This is a genomic window from Butyricimonas faecalis, from assembly GCF_003991565.1.
Lineage (GTDB): Bacteria > Bacteroidota > Bacteroidia > Bacteroidales > Marinifilaceae > Butyricimonas > Butyricimonas faecalis.
This window is the reverse complement of the sequence record NZ_CP032819.1, coordinates 609,914-627,357: the sequence shown is the minus strand read 5'-3', so window position 1 is coordinate 627,357 and position 17,444 is coordinate 609,914. Positions and strand designations below refer to the sequence as shown.

Below are 17,444 nucleotides of genomic sequence, written 5' to 3'. Positions count from 1 at the left end.
TCGTTGATGTGTTAACGAAAGAAAAATATATATTGAAACTTTCGATATTATAGCCGATTTTTCCTATATTTGTATGTTTTGTATTTGGACTAAATACTCGCTGTAAATGAGTGGTTTAGTGAATATGAGGAATAAGGAAAAACAATTAAATATATCATATGAATGAAGAATTAGAGCAGAACATGAGTGAAGAAATAGAGCAAACGAATAACGAATATTCGGCTGATAGTATTCAAGTGTTGGAGGGGTTGGAGGCTGTTCGTATGCGTCCGTCCATGTATATTGGAGATGTTAATACGAAGGGATTGCATCATTTGGTGTACGAGGTGGTTGATAACTCGATTGATGAAGCGTTGGCCGGTTATTGTAAAAATATAGAGGTAACGATTAACGAGGATAATTCGATCTGTGTGAGCGATGATGGTCGTGGAATCCCGACCGGGATGAATCAGAAAGAGAATCGCTCGGCACTGGAAGTTGTGATGACGGTGTTGCATGCCGGAGGTAAATTTGATAAAGGTTCTTATAAAGTTTCCGGAGGGCTTCACGGGGTAGGAGTATCTTGTGTGAACGCGCTCTCCACGAAATTGGTTGCTACTATTTACCGCGAAGGTAAGATTTGGCGTCAGGAATATAGTAAAGGAGCCCCGCTAGCTGATGTACAAGTGATTGGCGAAACAGATCGGACGGGTACAACGATCTATTTCAAGCCGGATGATTCTATATTTTATGTAACAGAATATAAATATGATATTTTAGCTGCCCGTTTACGGGAACTGGCTTATTTGAATCGGGGCATTCGCCTGTCGTTGACAGACAAGCGAACAATTGATCCGGATACTAACGAGTTTAAATCTGAAGTTTTCTACTCGGAAAAAGGGTTAAGTGAATTCGTGGAATATTTGGATGAAAACCGGGAGAAATTGATTGATGAAACCATTCATATCACCACCGAGAAGAATGGTATTCCGATAGAGGTGGCCATGCATTACAACACGGAGTTCAAAGAAAATGTTTACTCTTACGTAAATAATATCAACACGGTTGAGGGAGGAACGCATCTTGCCGGGTTCCGTCGAGGGGTGATGCAAACCCTGAAGACGTATGCAGACAATTCCGGGATGTTAAGTAAATTGAAGTTTGATATTAGCGGGGAAGATTTCCGGGAAGGTTTAACGGCCATTATTTCCGTAAAAGTGGCAGAACCTCAGTTTGAAGGACAGACGAAGACAAAATTAGGTAATACCGAGGTGGGGTCGGCCGTGGCTCAGGCCGTGAGCGTTGCATTGGCAAACTACCTGGAGGAGCATCCGAAAGATGCCCGCGCTATCGTGGATAAGGTGATCCTTGCCGCGCAAGCTCGTCATGCGGCTCGTAAAGCCCGTGAACTTGTGCAACGGAAGACTGTACTTTCCGGTTCCGGTTTACCCGGTAAATTGGCAGATTGTTCGGATAATAACCCGGAGAATTGTGAGATATTCCTCGTCGAGGGAGATTCGGCAGGGGGTACCGCCAAACAAGGTCGCGACCGTAAATTTCAGGCTATTCTTCCCTTGAGAGGTAAAATCCTGAATGTGGAGAAAGCGTTGGCTCACCGGGTATGGGAAAGTGAGGAGATCAAGATGATTTTCCAAGCTTTGGGAATCACGATCGGTACGGCAGAAGATAGTAAAGCGGTTAACTTGGAAAAAATACGTTATCACAAGATCGTGATCATGGCCGATGCCGATGTCGACGGGGCGCACATTGCCACGTTGATTATGACGTTATTCTTCCGTTACATGAGATCTGTGATTGAAAACGGTTACCTTTATATTGCCACCCCGCCTCTTTATTCCGTGAAGAAAGGAAAGGAGCAACGTTATTGTTGGACGGAGGAGCAGCGTTTACAGTTGATTCAGGAGATGGGAGCAGGCAAGGAGAGCAGTTTGCATATCCAGCGTTACAAAGGTCTTGGTGAAATGACAGCAGAACAGTTGTGGGACACGACCATGTCTCCCGATGGTAGAACGTTACGCCAAGTGACAATCGAGAATGCTGCTGAGGCAGACCGTATTTTCTCCATGCTTATGGGTGACGATGTTCCGCCTCGTAGACAGTTTATCGAGCAGAATGCTACATATGCTAACATTGATGCTTAAGCATCAATGTTGTTCCAAATTGCAGGTTAATGGGGTACAGGTTTATGCTATTAATCTGCAATTTGTTTTATGAAGGGATAACTTGCAACCTGTAACTTTTTTAATCTATGAAAATTTGTGTGTTTTGTGCATCATCGGAGAGTGTTGATGACGTGTATTTTGAAGCTGCGGCTGATTTAGGGAAAGAAATCGTGATGCAGGGATGGGAGTTGCTGTATGGCGGAACAAATTGCGGGTTGATGCGTGAGGTGTCGGATGCCGTGAAGAACAGTGGAGGTAAGGTGACCGGAATCATTCCACAATGCATCGTGGACCGGGGTGTCTCGGCGGAGGGTATTTCTGAATTAATCGTGACTTCCGATATGAAAGAACGAAAGAGCATGATGCGTGAAAAAGCGGATGCTTTTATTGCTTTACCCGGAGGATGGGGAACACTGGAAGAGATCACGGAGGTGATTACCTTGAAACAACTTGGAATACATAATAAACCGGTTATTTTCCTTAATACGAATGATTTTTACGAGTATTTTTTTCTTTTTATCAGTAATATTCGCAAAGAAGGATTCGTGTCGGAGGCCTATGATGGGTTGTACACGGTTGTGAACACGGTGGAAGAGGCGGTGGCGTACATCAAAAATTATCGGGCTAAAGATTTTTCAAGTAAATATTAATAAAAACTTGTTTTTTTAATATTTATATTCTATATTTACAAGGCTAATATAGCGTATGAGTTGACTATTGTAGTGATACAAAAGTTTGGTTAGTTTAGTTTAGAACGTGAAGGGTGGCAAAAGCCACCCTTCACTTATAGGAATAAAATCGTTGATATTACTATCAATATCTCTATTTTTTGAAAATTCTCACAATCTTATCATGTTTGAATTCTTCTATTGTAAAAATAAACCGTTCCTTTGTTGAAAGAATAACTAAATACGTAATGTATGAAAATAAAAATTTTGTATGCGGAGGATGACACGTTTGCACAGGAATTTAAAGTGAAGATGTTAAAAGAGTGTGGATTCAATGTATGTTTGGCTGAGGATGGGCAGAAAGCTTGGGATGAATATCAAAAAGGCCGTTATGATGTATTGCTTCTGGATGGAAATATGCCGGAAATGACGGGAGAAGAGGTGATGCGTCTTGTCAGGGCAACGGGAGATGATATTGCTATCGTGATGTATAGTAATCTGCCGGATTATACTCTCTTGAATGAGGGTGCTGATGAATGTATTGATAAAGGAAATTGTTATCCGAAAGAATTGGAATGGCGTATCAAGGCGGCATTTAGACGTTCTCAAGAAAGAAAGGAATGGAAGCGTTTAGAAGTGCCAAAGACTGAAGAACGGAAAACATTCTGGAGTAGATTCAGACGAAATTCATAAACGAAGAGGGGCAATCCAAAAGTGAAGTTCGGGAAATGGATATGGTCTCTAGCTCTCGTTACATAGGTGGGAATCCGCCTGGTAATCAGCTCTCCCCCTGTATGAGGGGGAGCTGGAGGGGGTGGTATTACTCCATTAAACCTCGTCCGACTTTTCTGATTTCATTCTTTTCTTTCAGAAGAGCCACCGTTTTGTCGAGAACACCATTGATAAACCCGCTACTTTTCGGGGAACAATAGTTCTTGGAAATCTCGATATACTCGTCTAAGGTCACTTTTACGGGGATTGACGGGAAATATTTCAGTTCGCAAATTGCTGCATCCATGATTAATTTATCCATATCGGAAATACGGTCGAGTTCCCAGTTGGTTGTAAACTGATCCACTAATTCCAAGTTTTCCTTCATGTCGAGAATTGACTTTCGGAACAGGGTTTTTGCAAAACTCAAGTCTTCTTCCTCGTTATACAAGGAGATAAAGAAAACGGTGTCTTCAGTATAGCTTTCTTTCATGTTCTTCACCGTTTTGTACACGATACTCAGTACGAGTTCGAAATCATCATTCCAGAAAATGTTCTTTTCTTCCATTGCTTGGTCGAAATCTTCATCTTCCGCGATTAAATCCGTGATCATGTCGAGCACGAGTTTCTTATGATCCTCGTAAGTCACGCTGGGTTTAGACATATAAAGCTTGAAGAAATCCATTTCCAACAAGCGGTCATATAACAAGGCAACTACATCTTGACACTCGTTCAAAGAGATCAAATTCGTGGAAACATAGGTCTTGAATTTCCGGTTGTTGGCGATTTGATTGATTACCGGGTTATCGATAAAACGAGTATTGGGGTTTAACTCTCGTTGCGATGCAAGTTTCCGATTACGGGCAGCATCTATTTTTAAAAATGCACGACGTTGGATTTCAGTGATTAAGAGGAATATGTGGTAGTATAAATCCGTGCTTTTGGTTATACTTTTGAACAAATCTCTTTCTACTTCCGTGATTGTCACTCCCTCTTTCTTCGTGTAAGAATATAAAAGCTGTAAAACTTTAATTCTAATTAATCTTCTACTTGTCATTTTATAAAGAACTATATGTTTAAACCGGTGAGCAAAAGTACGAATTAAATTGAAAACGGAAAATTGAAAATGGAAAATTATTAGTACTTTCGCATGAATTATGCAATAAAGGTTGTAGAAATGATAAAGAACATCCATATAGGGAATTACGCTTTGATCGATAGAACGAATATCGAGCTAGAGAAGGGTTTTACAATTATTACCGGGGAAACGGGTGCGGGAAAATCCATTTTGTTGGGTGCGATCGGGCTGACATTGGGACAGCGGGCTGATGTTGCAGCCATTATGGATAAGAATAAGAAGTGTGTGGTTGAAATCACATATGATGTTGTGGGGTACGATTTACAGCACTGGTTTGCTGATAATGACTTGGATTATGACAACGAGGTGGTTGTGAGACGGGAATTGACGGCAGATGGCAAATCAAGGGCGTTTATTAATGATACTCCCGTTAATAACAAGTTATTGAAGGAGTTCGGGAGTTTTTTGATTGACGTGCATTCGCAGCATCAATCCTTACTTATCGGGCAACCGGAATATCAGCTGGAAATATTAGATGCTTTTTGCGGTAATCAAGTGTTACTGAAAGATTACCGGGTAAAATATATTCGTCGGCAGGGGTTATTGTCGGAACTGACCTCGCTGAAACAGCGAGCGAAGGAGGCGGCTCAAGAGGAAGATTATCTGAGATTCCAGTTTAATCAACTGGATGAAGCCCATTTGCGCGAAGGAGAACAACAGGAATTGGAGGAAGAGTTGGCCGTGTTGAATAATGCGGAGAATATTAAATCCGCCTTTTCAGAATCAACGTATATATTAACGGAATCGGATAATCCCGTTATCCAATCCTTGAAAGGTTTGAAGAATAAAATGGCGACCTTGGAGGGAATCGTGAAAGAAGCTACCGATTACGAGCAGCGTTTGAGTTCGGTGATTCTCGAATTGGAGGATATTGCCGATGAATCGGAACGGATGGCGGAACGGGTGGAATACAACCCGGCAAGAGTCGACGTGATTAATGAACGCCTGAACGTGATGTACGATTTATTGCACAAGCATCGCTTGGAAAAAGTCGAGGAATTGATCGCTTTAAAGGATGAGTTAGGCGAAAAGTTGAAAGGAATACAATCCTTTGCAGAACAGATCGAAATGTTAGAGGAACAGATCAAGTCTGTGGAGACGGAAATGGATTCGTTGTCAAGTAAGATGCATACAGCTCGTGTGGCATCGGAGGAGAAGTTGAGAGAAGAGATGCAGGGATTGTTGGTAAGCATGGGGATTAAACATGCCGTGTTCAAGGTTATGATTACCCCGTTGGATCATTTTACGCCCACGGGAAAGGATGACGTGAGTTTTCTGTTTTCGGCAAACAAGAACCAAGAGCCGGGAGAATTGGTGAAAGTGGCTTCCGGAGGGGAAATCTCTCGGTTGATGTTGTCGCTGAAATATATTCTGTCCCGCACAAAACAGTTACCGGTCATTATCTTTGACGAGATAGACACGGGTGTTTCAGGGGAAATCGCTCACCGGATGGCCGAGATGATGAAAGAGATGGCCTGCCGGATGCAGGTGATCAGTATTTCCCATTTACCTCAGATAGCAGCCGCAGGCGATCACCATTTTAAGGTATATAAAGAAGACGACCAGATGGGAACAATTTCACGTATCCGTCGTTTAACAGATGAAGAGCGGGTAGCGGAAATAGCCGGAATGATCAGCGGAAGCGTCATCAGTGAAGCCGCGTTAGAGAACGCCCGGTTGCTGCTCGGCCAGTCTTGATTGTAGAAAGAATTTTTTAATTTAATACTGTTTTATGAGTTACAATTTATTGAAAGGAAAGAAGGGGATAATATTCGGTGCGTTGAACGAAATGTCTATCGCGTGGAAAGTGGCAGAGAAATGCTTGGAAGAGGGAGCAGAGATCGTGCTGACGAACACGGAATTATCTATCCGGATGGGACAGATCAAGGATTTTGCGGAGAAGAATAATGTTCCATTGATTCCTGCAGATGCAACTAGTGAAGGTGATTTGGAGCGTTTGTTTAAGGAGGCGATGGAGTTGTTGGGAGAAAAGATTGATTTTATATTGCACTCGGTGGCCATGTCGTTGAATGTGAGAAAAAAACGTCCCTACGATAACCTGGATTATGACTTTTTGCAGAAAACGTTGGATATTTCAGCCATTTCTTTTCATAAGGTGCTCCAAACGGCAAAGAAATTGGATGCGATTAATGAATGGGGGTCGGTTGTGGCTCTTTCATACGTGGCTGCACAACGTACGATGTTTGAATATAATGATATGGCGGATGCCAAGGCCATGTTGGAGTCCATTGCCCGTAGTTTCGGGTATATTTACGGACGAGAAAAGAGGGTTCGTGTCAACACGATTTCTCAATCACCGACGGTAACCACGGCTGGTAGCGGAATTAAAGGTTTTGATTCTCTGATTGATTTTGCAGAACGGATGTCCCCGTTGGGAAATGCCTCTGCTGATGAATGTGCAAATTATTGTATCACCTTGTTTTCTGATTTGACCCGTAAAGTGACCATGCAGAATTTGTTCCACGATGGTGGATTTTCCAGTATGGGTATGAGCTACCGGGCAATGCACCAGTATAACAAGAGTTTTGAAAACGGCGAAACAAAATAATTTCGGATTTACGATGTATGATTTTAAATGTAGGTGTGGTGAAGAAAATCATAAATCGTAAGTCATAATTCGTAAATATATAGTAAAGATGTTCTTATTTTTTGATACGGAAACAACGGGACTTCCCCAGCGTTGGAATGCTCCCGTGACGAACGTTGATAATTGGCCCCGATTGGTGCAGCTTGCGTGGATTATGTGTGATGATAAGGGGAATATTATTGAGGAACGTAGCGATATTATTAAACCGGAAGGGTTTTCTATTCCGGTGGAGGCTTCCCGTGTACACGGGATTACCACGATAAAAGCCCAGGAGGAAGGGAAAGATTTATTATCAATCTTAGAGCTGTTTTCGGATAAGATTGATGCGGCCGATGCCTTGATCGGGCATAATATCAGTTTTGACGAATGTATCGTGGGCGCAGAATTCGAACGGAAACGGATGATGACTTCTTTGTTTCTGAAACCAAAATACTGTACGATGAAAATGTCCACGAATTATTGTAAATTGCCGGGTGGAAAACAGGGATTCAAGTCTCCGAAATTATCCGAGTTACATCAGATTTTGTTCGGGGAGGGATTCGAGAATGCACATGATGCCTTGGCAGACGTGCGGGCAACTGTTCGTTGTTTCTGGAAATTGAAAGAGCTAAAAGTAATTTAATATGGCGAAGAAACCGGAGTATAATTACAAATCATTGCAAACCGAGTACGGGAAAATGCCACCGCAGGCCGTGGATCTGGAGGAGGCCATTTTGGGATCTCTGATGTTGGAGAAAGATGCGTTTATTACCGTGAGTGACTTCTTGAAACCGGAATGTTTCTATAAGGAGGCACATCAAAAGATATACCGGGGAATTCAAAACCTTTCCTTGAATAACGAACCGGTGGATATTCTTACCGTAAGCGAGGAGATGAAGCGTTTGGGGGAATTGGAAGAGATCGGGGGATATTACTATTTGGCTCAACTGACCTCGAAAGTGGCTTCGGCGGCTCATATCGAGTTCCATGCCCGTATCGTGGTGCAGAAATATATCCAGCGGGAATTGATTCGGGTATGTACCGATATACAGAATAAAGCCTATGACGAGGCGACGGATGTGGCTGACTTGGTGGATATGGCCCAAAAGCAGGTTTTTGAGATTGCCGAAGGGAATATTAAGAAAGAGACGACGGCTATAAACGCCTTGATTGATGAAGCCATCAAGGGGATTGAGATTGCCGGAAAACGAGCGGATGGATTAAGTGGTGTTCCTTCTGGTTTCACGGCTTTGGATGAAGTGACTTCCGGTTGGCAGCCGTCCGATTTGGTGATTATTGCCGCCCGTCCTTCCATGGGTAAGACGGCTTTTGTGCTTTCCATGACTCGTAACATGGCGGTGAATCACAACCAGCCCGTTGCTTTGTTCTCGTTGGAGATGTCTTCGGTGCAGTTGGTGAATCGTCTGATTGCCAGCGAGACCGAATTGGGATCGGAGAAAATACGTAATGGAAAGTTGACCGAGGAAGAGTGGCAACAGTTACATTCGAAGATTAAGGCCTTGATCAAGGCTCCGATATACGTGGATGACACACCGGCTCTTTCTATTTTCGAATTGCGGGCCAAGTGTCGTCGTTTGCAACAAAGATATGGAATCAAAGTACTGATTATCGATTATTTGCAGTTGATGACTGCCGGGGCGGATATGCGAGGCAATCGGGAGCAGGAGGTAAGTATGATTTCGCGGCAGTTGAAGATTATTGCCAAGGAACTTAATATACCTGTGATCGCTTTGTCTCAGTTGAATCGTGGTGTTGAGCAACGTACAGGAGATGCAAAGAAACCGATGTTGTCGGACTTGCGTGAATCCGGAGCCATCGAGCAGGATGCCGATATGGTGCTTTTCATTCACCGTCCGGAACGTTACGGAATTATGGAGGACAGCATGGGAAACAGCTTGAAAGGGATTGCCGATATTATTATAGCCAAACATCGTAATGGTGCGGTAGGAGAGATTCAATTGCGATTCCGTAATGAGTTGGCACAATTCTGCGATTTGGAAGAGGTTTCTCCGTTTGCATCAGGAGGTGCTACCGTGAAAACGGTTACTTTCGGTTCTCGGATGAATGAGGATGCTGCCCCGCAAATGCCACAACTGGACACCGGTTTTCAGGAGGGAGGCAAGAGCTTTGAGAATCCGATGAATAGTAGTAAAGCTCCATTTTGATTTACGATTTACGATTTATGATTTACGATTTATGATTTCGGATTTACGATTGAGAAAAGTGTAATGATGGAATCTAAAATCTAAAATCCAAAATTTAAAATTTAAAATTATTTATGCGTGATAAATTACTGTTTTTGCTGAAATATTATCTCTTTTGGGTTGTATTTTCATGGGTGGCCAAGGTGGTATTCTTGATATATCAATACAAGGAAACGGCCACTCTTACCGGATATGATTATGTGATGATTTTTGCCAAAGGGTTCCGAATGGATCTTTCATTTGGGGGTTACGTGATCTTGTTGTCCTGTGTGTTAATGGCAATAGGAGTTTTTTTATCCGCAAAAATATTGAAACGTATTTTTTCTTGCCTAACGCTTTTGCTTTTAGTGATGTCAAGTCTGATTATTGTTGGAGATCTCGAGTTATTCAAGAATTGGGGATACCATATGGATGCCACTCCCTTGTTTTACTTGAAGACACCCGGTGAGGCAATGGCTTCAACTCCGACAGGGTTAATCGTATTGCTTTTATTACTCTATGCTGTTATGGTGGTTGTCTTTTATACGTTTTACCGTCGTTGGGTGGCCAAGACCTTTTACTCGGATAGGCGTGAGGCATTGTGGCATGGTATAATATATCTTATTTTAGGAGGCGTTGCGTTTATTCCCGTGAGGGGAGGTTTCAATGTGGCTCCGATGAACGTGAGTTTCGTGTTTTTCAACAACAAAAATATGTATGCGAATCAGGCTGCAATTAATCCGGTATGGAATTTCTTGTACGAGGTGATGCATATTAACAAGATAAAAGGAAATTATGCCTTTATGCCAGAGGAGAAGGCTCAGCAGTTGGTAGATAGCGTGTATATGGAAACGGGTGATTATCCTCGGGTATTGAAAACCGATAGACCTAACGTGGTAGTACTCCTATTGGAAACGTTCACGTTGAATGCCTGGGATGCCATGCCGAATTTACAAGCGGTAGCCAAAGAAGGGATATTTTTTTCTAATATATACGCGACCGGAAATCGTTCAGATCGGGGAATATTGGGGGTAATCAGCGGTTTCCCCGCTTATCCGAATGTATCCATGTTGAAATATCCGAACAAGACTTATGAACAACCCCGTTTCCCGTTGGATTTTGAGGCGGAAGGTTATTCCACCCGTTTTTATTATGCCGGAGATCTTAATTTTGGTGGCTTCCGTTCTTACGTGACTATGAGTTTCCAAAGTGTGGTTACCGAGGATGATTTTTCGGGAGAGGCTATCGAGAACCGTTTCAAATGGGGGGTACATGACGGGTATATGCTTGATCGTCTTTATGAAGATTTGCGAATTGCCCAAGTGCCATTCATGTACATGGCGTTTACCATGAGTAGTCACGAGCCCTTTATCGTTCCCATGGAGACAAAGATTCCGGGAGATGATAACGGTTCCAAGTTGAAAAATGCGATAGCTTACACGGATCAATGTTTGGGAGAATTTTTTGAAAAGTGCAAAAAATCGGGACTCTGGGATAATACTTTATTCGTGTTGGTGGCTGATCATGGAACCCGTCACGTGGGAAATTTGCAACCTCATTTGCCGGAGGCTTATCGTATTCCGATGATTTTTACGGGAGGAGCCTTGAGTGTTCGGGATTCCGTGGTAAACACGCTAGGTTCTCAAACGGATATGGTCGCCACTTTGTTCGCCCAATTGGGAATGGATGCTTCTGCATTCCATTATAGTAAGAATTTGTTGAATCCGGCGGCAGTTCCTTTTGCTTTTTATGCCTTCACGAATGCGGCGGCGGTGGTGACGGATAACGGGGCTTATATTTATGATTTGAAAACGAAAAAGCCGATAGGACCCAACACAAAACCCCAGGACGGTGAGTTGTTGAAAGCTTATTTACAAGTAGTCGACCGGGACTTTAAGAAATGATTCAAAGAGAAAGGGACCTAAAATGTTATTTCTTATTATCTGCAATTGTTTGTTAATTCTATCAGTGTGATTTCCGGTCTTTGACCGATACGTCCGGCGAACCCCAGATACCCTACTCCTCGGGAAACGTATAATTGTTGACCGTTTGCTGCATACAGCCCATTATATTCCGGGTAGACGTATACTGCCGGACTCCACCGAAAACTGCCGATGCTGATTCCCAGTTGCATGGCGTGCGTGTGACCTGCCAGCATGAGATCCACGGGATAGTTTAATACCTCGTGTCGCCAGTGGGATGGATCATGGGAAAGGAGGATGACGGGATGGCCGTCCGTTCCCTCCAGTGCTTGTGCTAATTTGCCAAAAGAAGGGAAGGGGGGAAGGCCCCAGTTTTCAACTCCGGCTAGGTAAAGCGTATCATTTGCGATAACAAGCGGGACATTCGTGTTATTCAACATCACGAAATCAGCTTGTTTCATATTTTTAAAAAACTGTTTCAGGTTGTTCTCTTGGTCTGTTTTCGTGGGCCACTTCACGTAAGTACCGTAATCATGGTTTCCGGTCGTGGCATATTTGCCGTATTTGGCTTTTAATTTCTTTAAGGTTTCAATCCAAGGGTCCATTTCCGAGGCAAAACTGTTTACCATGTCTCCGGTAAACACGATCAAGTCAGGGTTTAATCGGTTTACTTCATCCACGAGTTTTGTGATTCCGGGATAGTGTTTTCCGTAACTTCCCAAGTGTAAATCGGTCAGTTGCACGATGCGAAAACCATTGAATGAGTCGGGTAGGGTTTTGATACACACGGTTTCCTGCTCGATTTTGTAGCTGTATCTATACCACGTGATTCCGTTCAATATAACGACAAAGCAGACCAGTGCGATACCCAATGCCAGCCTGCTCACGATTCTGGCAGCCGGAATACATTTTACCTTCCGTAATAAGATGGAAAAAGCATTTACAATGATATACAACGTCTTGGGAGTATAGAACAACAAAATAATAGAAATACATTTTTCCACCCAAAAATAGGCTTCCGGACCTGTAAGGGTGGGGATGAACAGGTGATACCACACGATACATGCCACAAAAAACAGAGAATGCAGCCAAAATAGATACGAGTATATTTTCCGCTTGAAATAATGTCTGATCTGTAAGAATAGGAGCGAGTCATTCAGCAACACGCAGCAGATACCGACTATCAGTATGATTAATCCTGTTTTCATGGTTGGTTATTTAAAAATGAATGTTCCGAAGAATTCCGGTCGGTGAAAATCCGGTTTCTCCGTTAAAATCGGGTGCCAAGTAACAAAGTGGGGATGGGGCAGTTTGTTCCCACATTTATGGATGTTTCCCTTGATCGTACTTCCGGAAGTGGGGGTAAAGTTGTGTTTGAAAAAAGCCGAATGGGGAAATTTGATAATCAGCGACCATTGATAAAAAGCTTCATTTTGATTCTCGTTGTTAAATTTTATGGTAGAATCCCTGAGAATGGTGGTACTTATTTCTGTCGGCATGAGACTGCGCGTTTTCCGCCCCGTTCCGTAAGCACATAAAATCGTACCGATGGCATTGATTTCAATATTGTAATATCCGTCCCCGTCTTGCAATTGAAGGAAAAGTTCCACGCAGGAATCTTCCCACACGTGCCCGCAATCCCTGATTTCCGTGGCCCGGAATTCATTTTCGTACACGTCAAATTTCAGGAAAATATATTGTTCATTATAAGCCATTCGGAAGTAGGTGGCCGGGCGATAAGGATAACGGTCCGGCCAGTTTATTTCCTTTAAGGTGATACGATTACACTCCCGGTCCAGGTGGTAGCTTAACGCTTGTAATGTTTCGTTACTCGCGTACGGGGGAAACTTGACAATATCAATGGTATCCATGGCTCAGAACGAAAATGAGACGTGTCAAGAAGCATAATCTTGACACGTCAGTTAATTTATTTAGAACAATCCGGTGATTTTACCGTTGTTATCTATGTCAATTTTCTCGGCAGCAGGGATATCCGGTAAACCGGGCATTCTCATGATGCTACCCGTGATCGGGATGATGAATCCGGCTCCGGATGCAATCTCAATCTGCCGAACCGTTACCACGAAATCTTTTGGGCGACCAAGTAATTTCGGGTTATCCGACAATGATTTCTGTGTCTTGGCTATACAAACCGGGAGTTTATCCAAGCCCAAGTCCATCACTTTCTTCAAGTCAGATTTTGCCTCTGCCGTGTAGTCGATGGCAGCAGCCCCGTATAACTCTTTGGCAACAGTCTCAATTTTCTTTTCAACGCTCCATTCCCAGTCGTACAATGGCTTCATACTACAAGTACATTGTTCTGCTACCTTGGAAACCAAACGAGCTAGGTTTTCCGCACCTTCACCGCCTTTTGCCCATACTTCGGCTACCTCCATGGGTACGTCAAGTTCTTTACATTTATCGGCAAGGAATGCAATCTCTTCGTCTGTATCCGTAACGAATTTATTGATAGCTACCACAGGGCAGATGTTGAATTTTTTCATGTTTTCGACCTGCTTTTCCAAGTTGCCAACACCTTTCCGCAACGCTTCCAGATTCGGTTCTTTTAATTGATCCAACTTGGCCCCTCCGTGGTATTTCAATGCCCGAACAGTTGCCACCATAACGACGGCATTGGGTTTTAATCCGGCTTTTACACACTTGATATCGAAGAATTTCTCCGCACCGAGGTCAAAACCGAATCCGGCCTCTGTTACCACGTAGTCGGAGAGGGTTAATCCCATGCGGGTTGCAATGATTGAGTTGGTTCCTTGGGCGATATTCGCGAACGGACCACCATGTATGATGGCCGGATTACCTTCCAGGGTCTGCACCAGGTTCGGTTTGATAGCATCCTTCAATAAAGCAGCCATAGCGCCGTGTGCATGTAGATCCCGTGCATAAATCGGTTTTTTGTCGAACGTGTAGCCGATAAAGATATTACCCAGTCTATTCTTCAGATCCTCAAAATCATCCGACAAGCAAAGAATAGCCATTACCTCGGAGGCTGCGGTGATGTCAAATCCCGTTTCCCGCGGTATTCCGGCAGAGGTACCACCCAATCCCACGATAATGTGGCGCAAGGAACGATCGTTCATGTCCATGACTCGTTTCCAGGTTACCGTGCGAGGATCGATGTTCAGTGAATGTGTTTTGTTCTGAATATTATTGTCAATGAGGGCTGCTAGCAGATTGTGGGCTTTTTCGATGGCACCGAAATCGCCTGTGAAGTGCAGGTTAATATCTTCCATTGGAACGACTTGCGAATAACCCCCACCGGTAGCACCACCTTTGATTCCGAATACCGGACCGAGTGAAGGCTCGCGGAGTACAACAGTTGCCTGTTTTCCTATCCGGTTTAATCCTTCGGTAAGACCGATAGAAATAGTTGTTTTACCTTCACCTGCGGGGGTTGGGGATATAGCAGACACAAGCACTAGTTTTTTACCGTCTATCTTTGATTTATCGATTAGGCTTAACGGTAATTTTGCTTTATATTTTCCGTAAGGCTCCAGTAAGTCCCTATCAATACCTAATTTATCTGCAATCTCGTAGATCGGTTTTATCTCTATCGAGTTCGCGATTTCAATATCTGTTTTCATGTTATTATTTTTAATTGCAATTACAGGTTAGAAGTTACATGCTAATTAGGTTTACTGATTTTCCTGCAATTTGTTTCTTTTTATTTTAAAATAAATTTGAGAGAACCGATTTGTTGATTATCCGAGAATAGATCGGCAACATATTCTCCTTTCGTCAAGCTACCGTCATTCGGCCAATAGATGGCAACATCCAACTTTTCTCCCTCGTACGTGATCTCTCTTTTGGCGGAATAGGTTAAGGATGCATTCTGGAATTTAAAGAATGATTTGCTGGAAGCAGCCAGAACTTCTCCATCCGGCCGGGTTATCCTCAGGTAAATCATTCTCGGTCCTCGTTTTGTCGTGATATTACGGGAAATGGTGAAGTCGGCTTTCAATTGAAAACATTTTTTTAATGTAGTTTCCTTGTCTCGTTTGTTGATGGGATAGACGTGGAAGTTTTCAACGGCCAACGTGTTGGCTTTTTCCAGTGTCTCTTCCATTTTTTCTGTTTTCTTTTCCAATGTTTTGTTACGCTCGCGCACCCAGTTCATCTGTTTTTTCACCTCTTTGTTCTCGGCAAGTAGTTTTTGATTCAGTTGATTCAGCGAGTCGATTTGTACCACGTAACTTCTTAAAACGGTTTTCAACGTTCCGATTTCACGTTTGTAACGATTAATTTCGGCGTAAGAATCGTTCCGGAATTTCTTCATTTTATTCATCAGCGTGGCAATCTTTTCCTGCTCGTGTACGAGTTTGGCGTTTAGCGTGTCATTGTCTGTTTTCAGATTATCGTAATGATGGCTCAGATCCGTCAATTCTTGTTGCAATTCTTCCTTTTCGGCCGTAATGGCAATCATATTTTCTCTATTTTCTTTTTTCTCTACAAGAAAAAATACAAAAAGTATAATTAAAACTGCAGACAACACCCCGATAATTATCATTAACGTCTTATCTTTCTTGTTTTTAATTAAATTTTCGTTTCCCATATTCGTTTCCAGTTTTATTGTTACAATCAAAGTTTGGTTATTCTTTTCAACAAATATAAAGATAAAACATGATAGAAAAGAGAAAGGATTAGAATTTAAAAAAATTTAGCACTTGCTTTTTCGTGAAAAAGAGCGTAATATTGTAAACGGCGTTTTTAAAGTCTAAAATGCTCTGATCAATTAACAAGTGAATTTTATGACAGAAGAGTTTTTGCAGTATGTATGGGCGAATTCGCTTTTCACGAGTACGGTATGTGTTTCAACCAAGGGGAAAAAAGTGGAAGTTTTGAATGTCGGTTTTCAGAATCGAGATGCCGGACCGGATTTCTTTAATGCTAAAGTGCGCATTGATGATGTCGTGCAAGTGGGGAACGTGGAGATTCATCAGAAAGGAAGTGATTGGTTTCGCCATGCTCACGAAAAGAATTCGGCTTATAATAATGTTATTCTCTCCGTGGTAGGTGAAGCCGACGTGGAAGTGTACGATTCTTGCGGTCGAGAAATTGATGCGATCACCTTGCTCTATGACAATCGGTTGTGGGATGAGTATGTTTTCATGCAGGGAGTACCCGTTGAACCCCGTTGCCATCGACACTTGAAACAGATCGATTCAACCCGCATGGAAATGTTATTCACAGGGTATGCGGTAGAACGTTTGGAACGTAAATGTAAAGATATTCAAGTGATGTTACTGGAGACTAAAAATGATTGGGAGGAATGTTTCTACCGGATGTTGGTACGTTATTGGTCGGGGAACGTAAATGCCGATGTTTTCGCCCAATTAGCCCAAAACTTATCTTACAAGAAAGTGATTCGTAGCAGTGAATCACTTTTCCGGGTAGAAGCTTTGCTTTTAGGATATGCCGGATTGTTGGCTGACGTACCGGAAACGGACGAGTATGCCCTTGGTTTACGGGAGGAATACGAGTACCAGGCTGCCAAATTTCAATTGAAAGCCATGAATGCTTCTCAATGGAAATTCATGCGGATTCGTCCGACCGCTTTTCCCACGGTTCGCCTGGCCTTGCTGGCTTCTTTGATGATGCGTTTCAATTTCTTGCTTTCCAGCGTACTGGATGCTTCAAATATATCGGAAATTTACGGATTATTGGATGTAACTGCTTCTTCTTATTGGGATACTCATTATAAACCGGGCATAGTTTCCATGAAACAGGTGAAGAAACTGGGGGATAGCATGAAAAATGTGATTATCATTAATGCCTTGATTCCATTCCTGTTTGTTTACGGGAAAGAACGGGGGGAAGAACGGTATTGTGATAAAGCGTTACAATGGCTGGAAGAGTTGAAGGCGGAACGTAATCATGTTTCAGAGGCATGGACTCGTTACGGGGTAAAAGTGAATTCTGCCTTGCAATCCCAAGCCTTGTTACAGGTGAAACGGGAATATTGCGATACGCATCGTTGTTTACATTGTAAAATAGGAGCGGAAATATTCCGTCGGGTAGGGAGAGATTGATTTGC

At 42.8% G+C, this 17,444-nt stretch carries 14 protein-coding genes; 9 read left to right on the top strand and 5 right to left on the bottom strand.

The genetic code is table 11. The features are described from left to right. Positions 1–182: 182 nt before the first annotated feature. The 3 genes from gyrB to D8S85_RS02595 all read left to right on the top strand — a co-directional run bounded on the left by gyrB (position 183) and on the right by D8S85_RS02595 (position 3,523). Positions 183–2,141, top strand: a complete 1,959-nt coding sequence (gyrB, locus tag D8S85_RS02605) for a DNA topoisomerase (ATP-hydrolyzing) subunit B (protein ID WP_127075702.1) — start codon at positions 183–185, stop codon at positions 2,139–2,141. A 107-nt stretch (positions 2,142–2,248) separates the two neighbouring features. Then, positions 2,249–2,812 carry an LOG family protein gene (locus tag D8S85_RS02600; protein ID WP_106624671.1) on the top strand — a complete coding sequence of 188 codons (564 nt, stop codon included), beginning with the start codon at positions 2,249–2,251 and terminating at the stop codon, positions 2,810–2,812. 270 nt (positions 2,813–3,082) lie between these two features. Continuing rightward, the gene (locus D8S85_RS02595) at positions 3,083–3,523 is read left to right on the top strand and encodes a response regulator (RefSeq protein WP_106624670.1); all 441 of its coding nucleotides are present in this window, start codon (positions 3,083–3,085) and stop codon (positions 3,521–3,523) included. A 127-nt stretch (positions 3,524–3,650) separates the two neighbouring features. Here D8S85_RS02595 and D8S85_RS02590 read toward each other — a convergent pair whose 3' ends face one another. Next, positions 3,651–4,598, bottom strand: a complete 948-nt coding sequence (locus tag D8S85_RS02590; RefSeq protein WP_172726465.1) for a transcription antitermination protein NusB — start codon at positions 4,596–4,598, stop codon at positions 3,651–3,653. Between the two features lie 120 nt (positions 4,599–4,718). Here D8S85_RS02590 and recN point away from each other — a divergent pair, with 120 nt between their 5' ends. The 5 genes from recN (at position 4,719) to D8S85_RS02565 (ending at position 11,374) form a co-directional block, all read left to right on the top strand. Continuing rightward, positions 4,719–6,377, top strand: a complete 1,659-nt coding sequence (recN, locus tag D8S85_RS02585; RefSeq protein WP_106625238.1) for a DNA repair protein RecN — start codon at positions 4,719–4,721, stop codon at positions 6,375–6,377. 34 nt (positions 6,378–6,411) lie between these two features. Continuing rightward, the gene (locus tag D8S85_RS02580; protein ID WP_106624669.1) at positions 6,412–7,248 is read left to right on the top strand and encodes an enoyl-ACP reductase FabI; all 837 of its coding nucleotides are present in this window, start codon (positions 6,412–6,414) and stop codon (positions 7,246–7,248) included. Positions 7,249–7,336: 88 nt separating this feature from the next. Beyond that, positions 7,337–7,909, top strand: a complete 573-nt coding sequence (locus tag D8S85_RS02575) for a 3'-5' exonuclease (protein ID WP_106624668.1) — start codon at positions 7,337–7,339, stop codon at positions 7,907–7,909. A 1-nt stretch (position 7,910) separates the two neighbouring features. Then, positions 7,911–9,452, top strand: coding sequence for a replicative DNA helicase (dnaB, locus tag D8S85_RS02570; protein ID WP_106624667.1), 1,542 nt, complete (start codon positions 7,911–7,913; stop codon positions 9,450–9,452). 113 nt (positions 9,453–9,565) lie between these two features. Beyond that, complete coding sequence (locus D8S85_RS02565) at positions 9,566–11,374, top strand: LTA synthase family protein (protein ID WP_106624666.1); 1,809 nt, start codon at positions 9,566–9,568, stop codon at positions 11,372–11,374. A 35-nt stretch (positions 11,375–11,409) separates the two neighbouring features. Here D8S85_RS02565 and D8S85_RS02560 read toward each other — a convergent pair whose 3' ends face one another. The 4 genes from D8S85_RS02560 to D8S85_RS02545 form a co-directional block, all read right to left on the bottom strand. Next, positions 11,410–12,600: a metallophosphoesterase gene (locus D8S85_RS02560; RefSeq protein ID WP_106624665.1), complete on the bottom strand. Its 1,191-nt coding sequence runs from the start codon at positions 12,598–12,600 to the stop codon at positions 11,410–11,412. 6 nt (positions 12,601–12,606) lie between these two features. Beyond that, a complete protein-coding gene (locus tag D8S85_RS02555; RefSeq protein ID WP_106624664.1) occupies positions 12,607–13,263 on the bottom strand; it encodes a carbohydrate-binding family 9-like protein in 657 nt (218 codons plus the stop codon). A 60-nt stretch (positions 13,264–13,323) separates the two neighbouring features. Continuing rightward, positions 13,324–14,994 carry a formate--tetrahydrofolate ligase gene (locus tag D8S85_RS02550; protein WP_106624663.1) on the bottom strand — a complete coding sequence of 557 codons (1,671 nt, stop codon included), beginning with the start codon at positions 14,992–14,994 and terminating at the stop codon, positions 13,324–13,326. Between the two features lie 80 nt (positions 14,995–15,074). Then, complete coding sequence (locus D8S85_RS02545) at positions 15,075–15,962, bottom strand: coiled-coil domain-containing protein (RefSeq protein ID WP_106624662.1); 888 nt, start codon at positions 15,960–15,962, stop codon at positions 15,075–15,077. Positions 15,963–16,158: 196 nt separating this feature from the next. On the opposite strand from D8S85_RS02545, the gene D8S85_RS02540 reads away from it, so the two are divergent. Next, positions 16,159–17,439: a DUF2851 family protein gene (locus D8S85_RS02540; protein WP_106624661.1), complete on the top strand. Its 1,281-nt coding sequence runs from the start codon at positions 16,159–16,161 to the stop codon at positions 17,437–17,439. Positions 17,440–17,444: the final 5 nt, after the last annotated feature.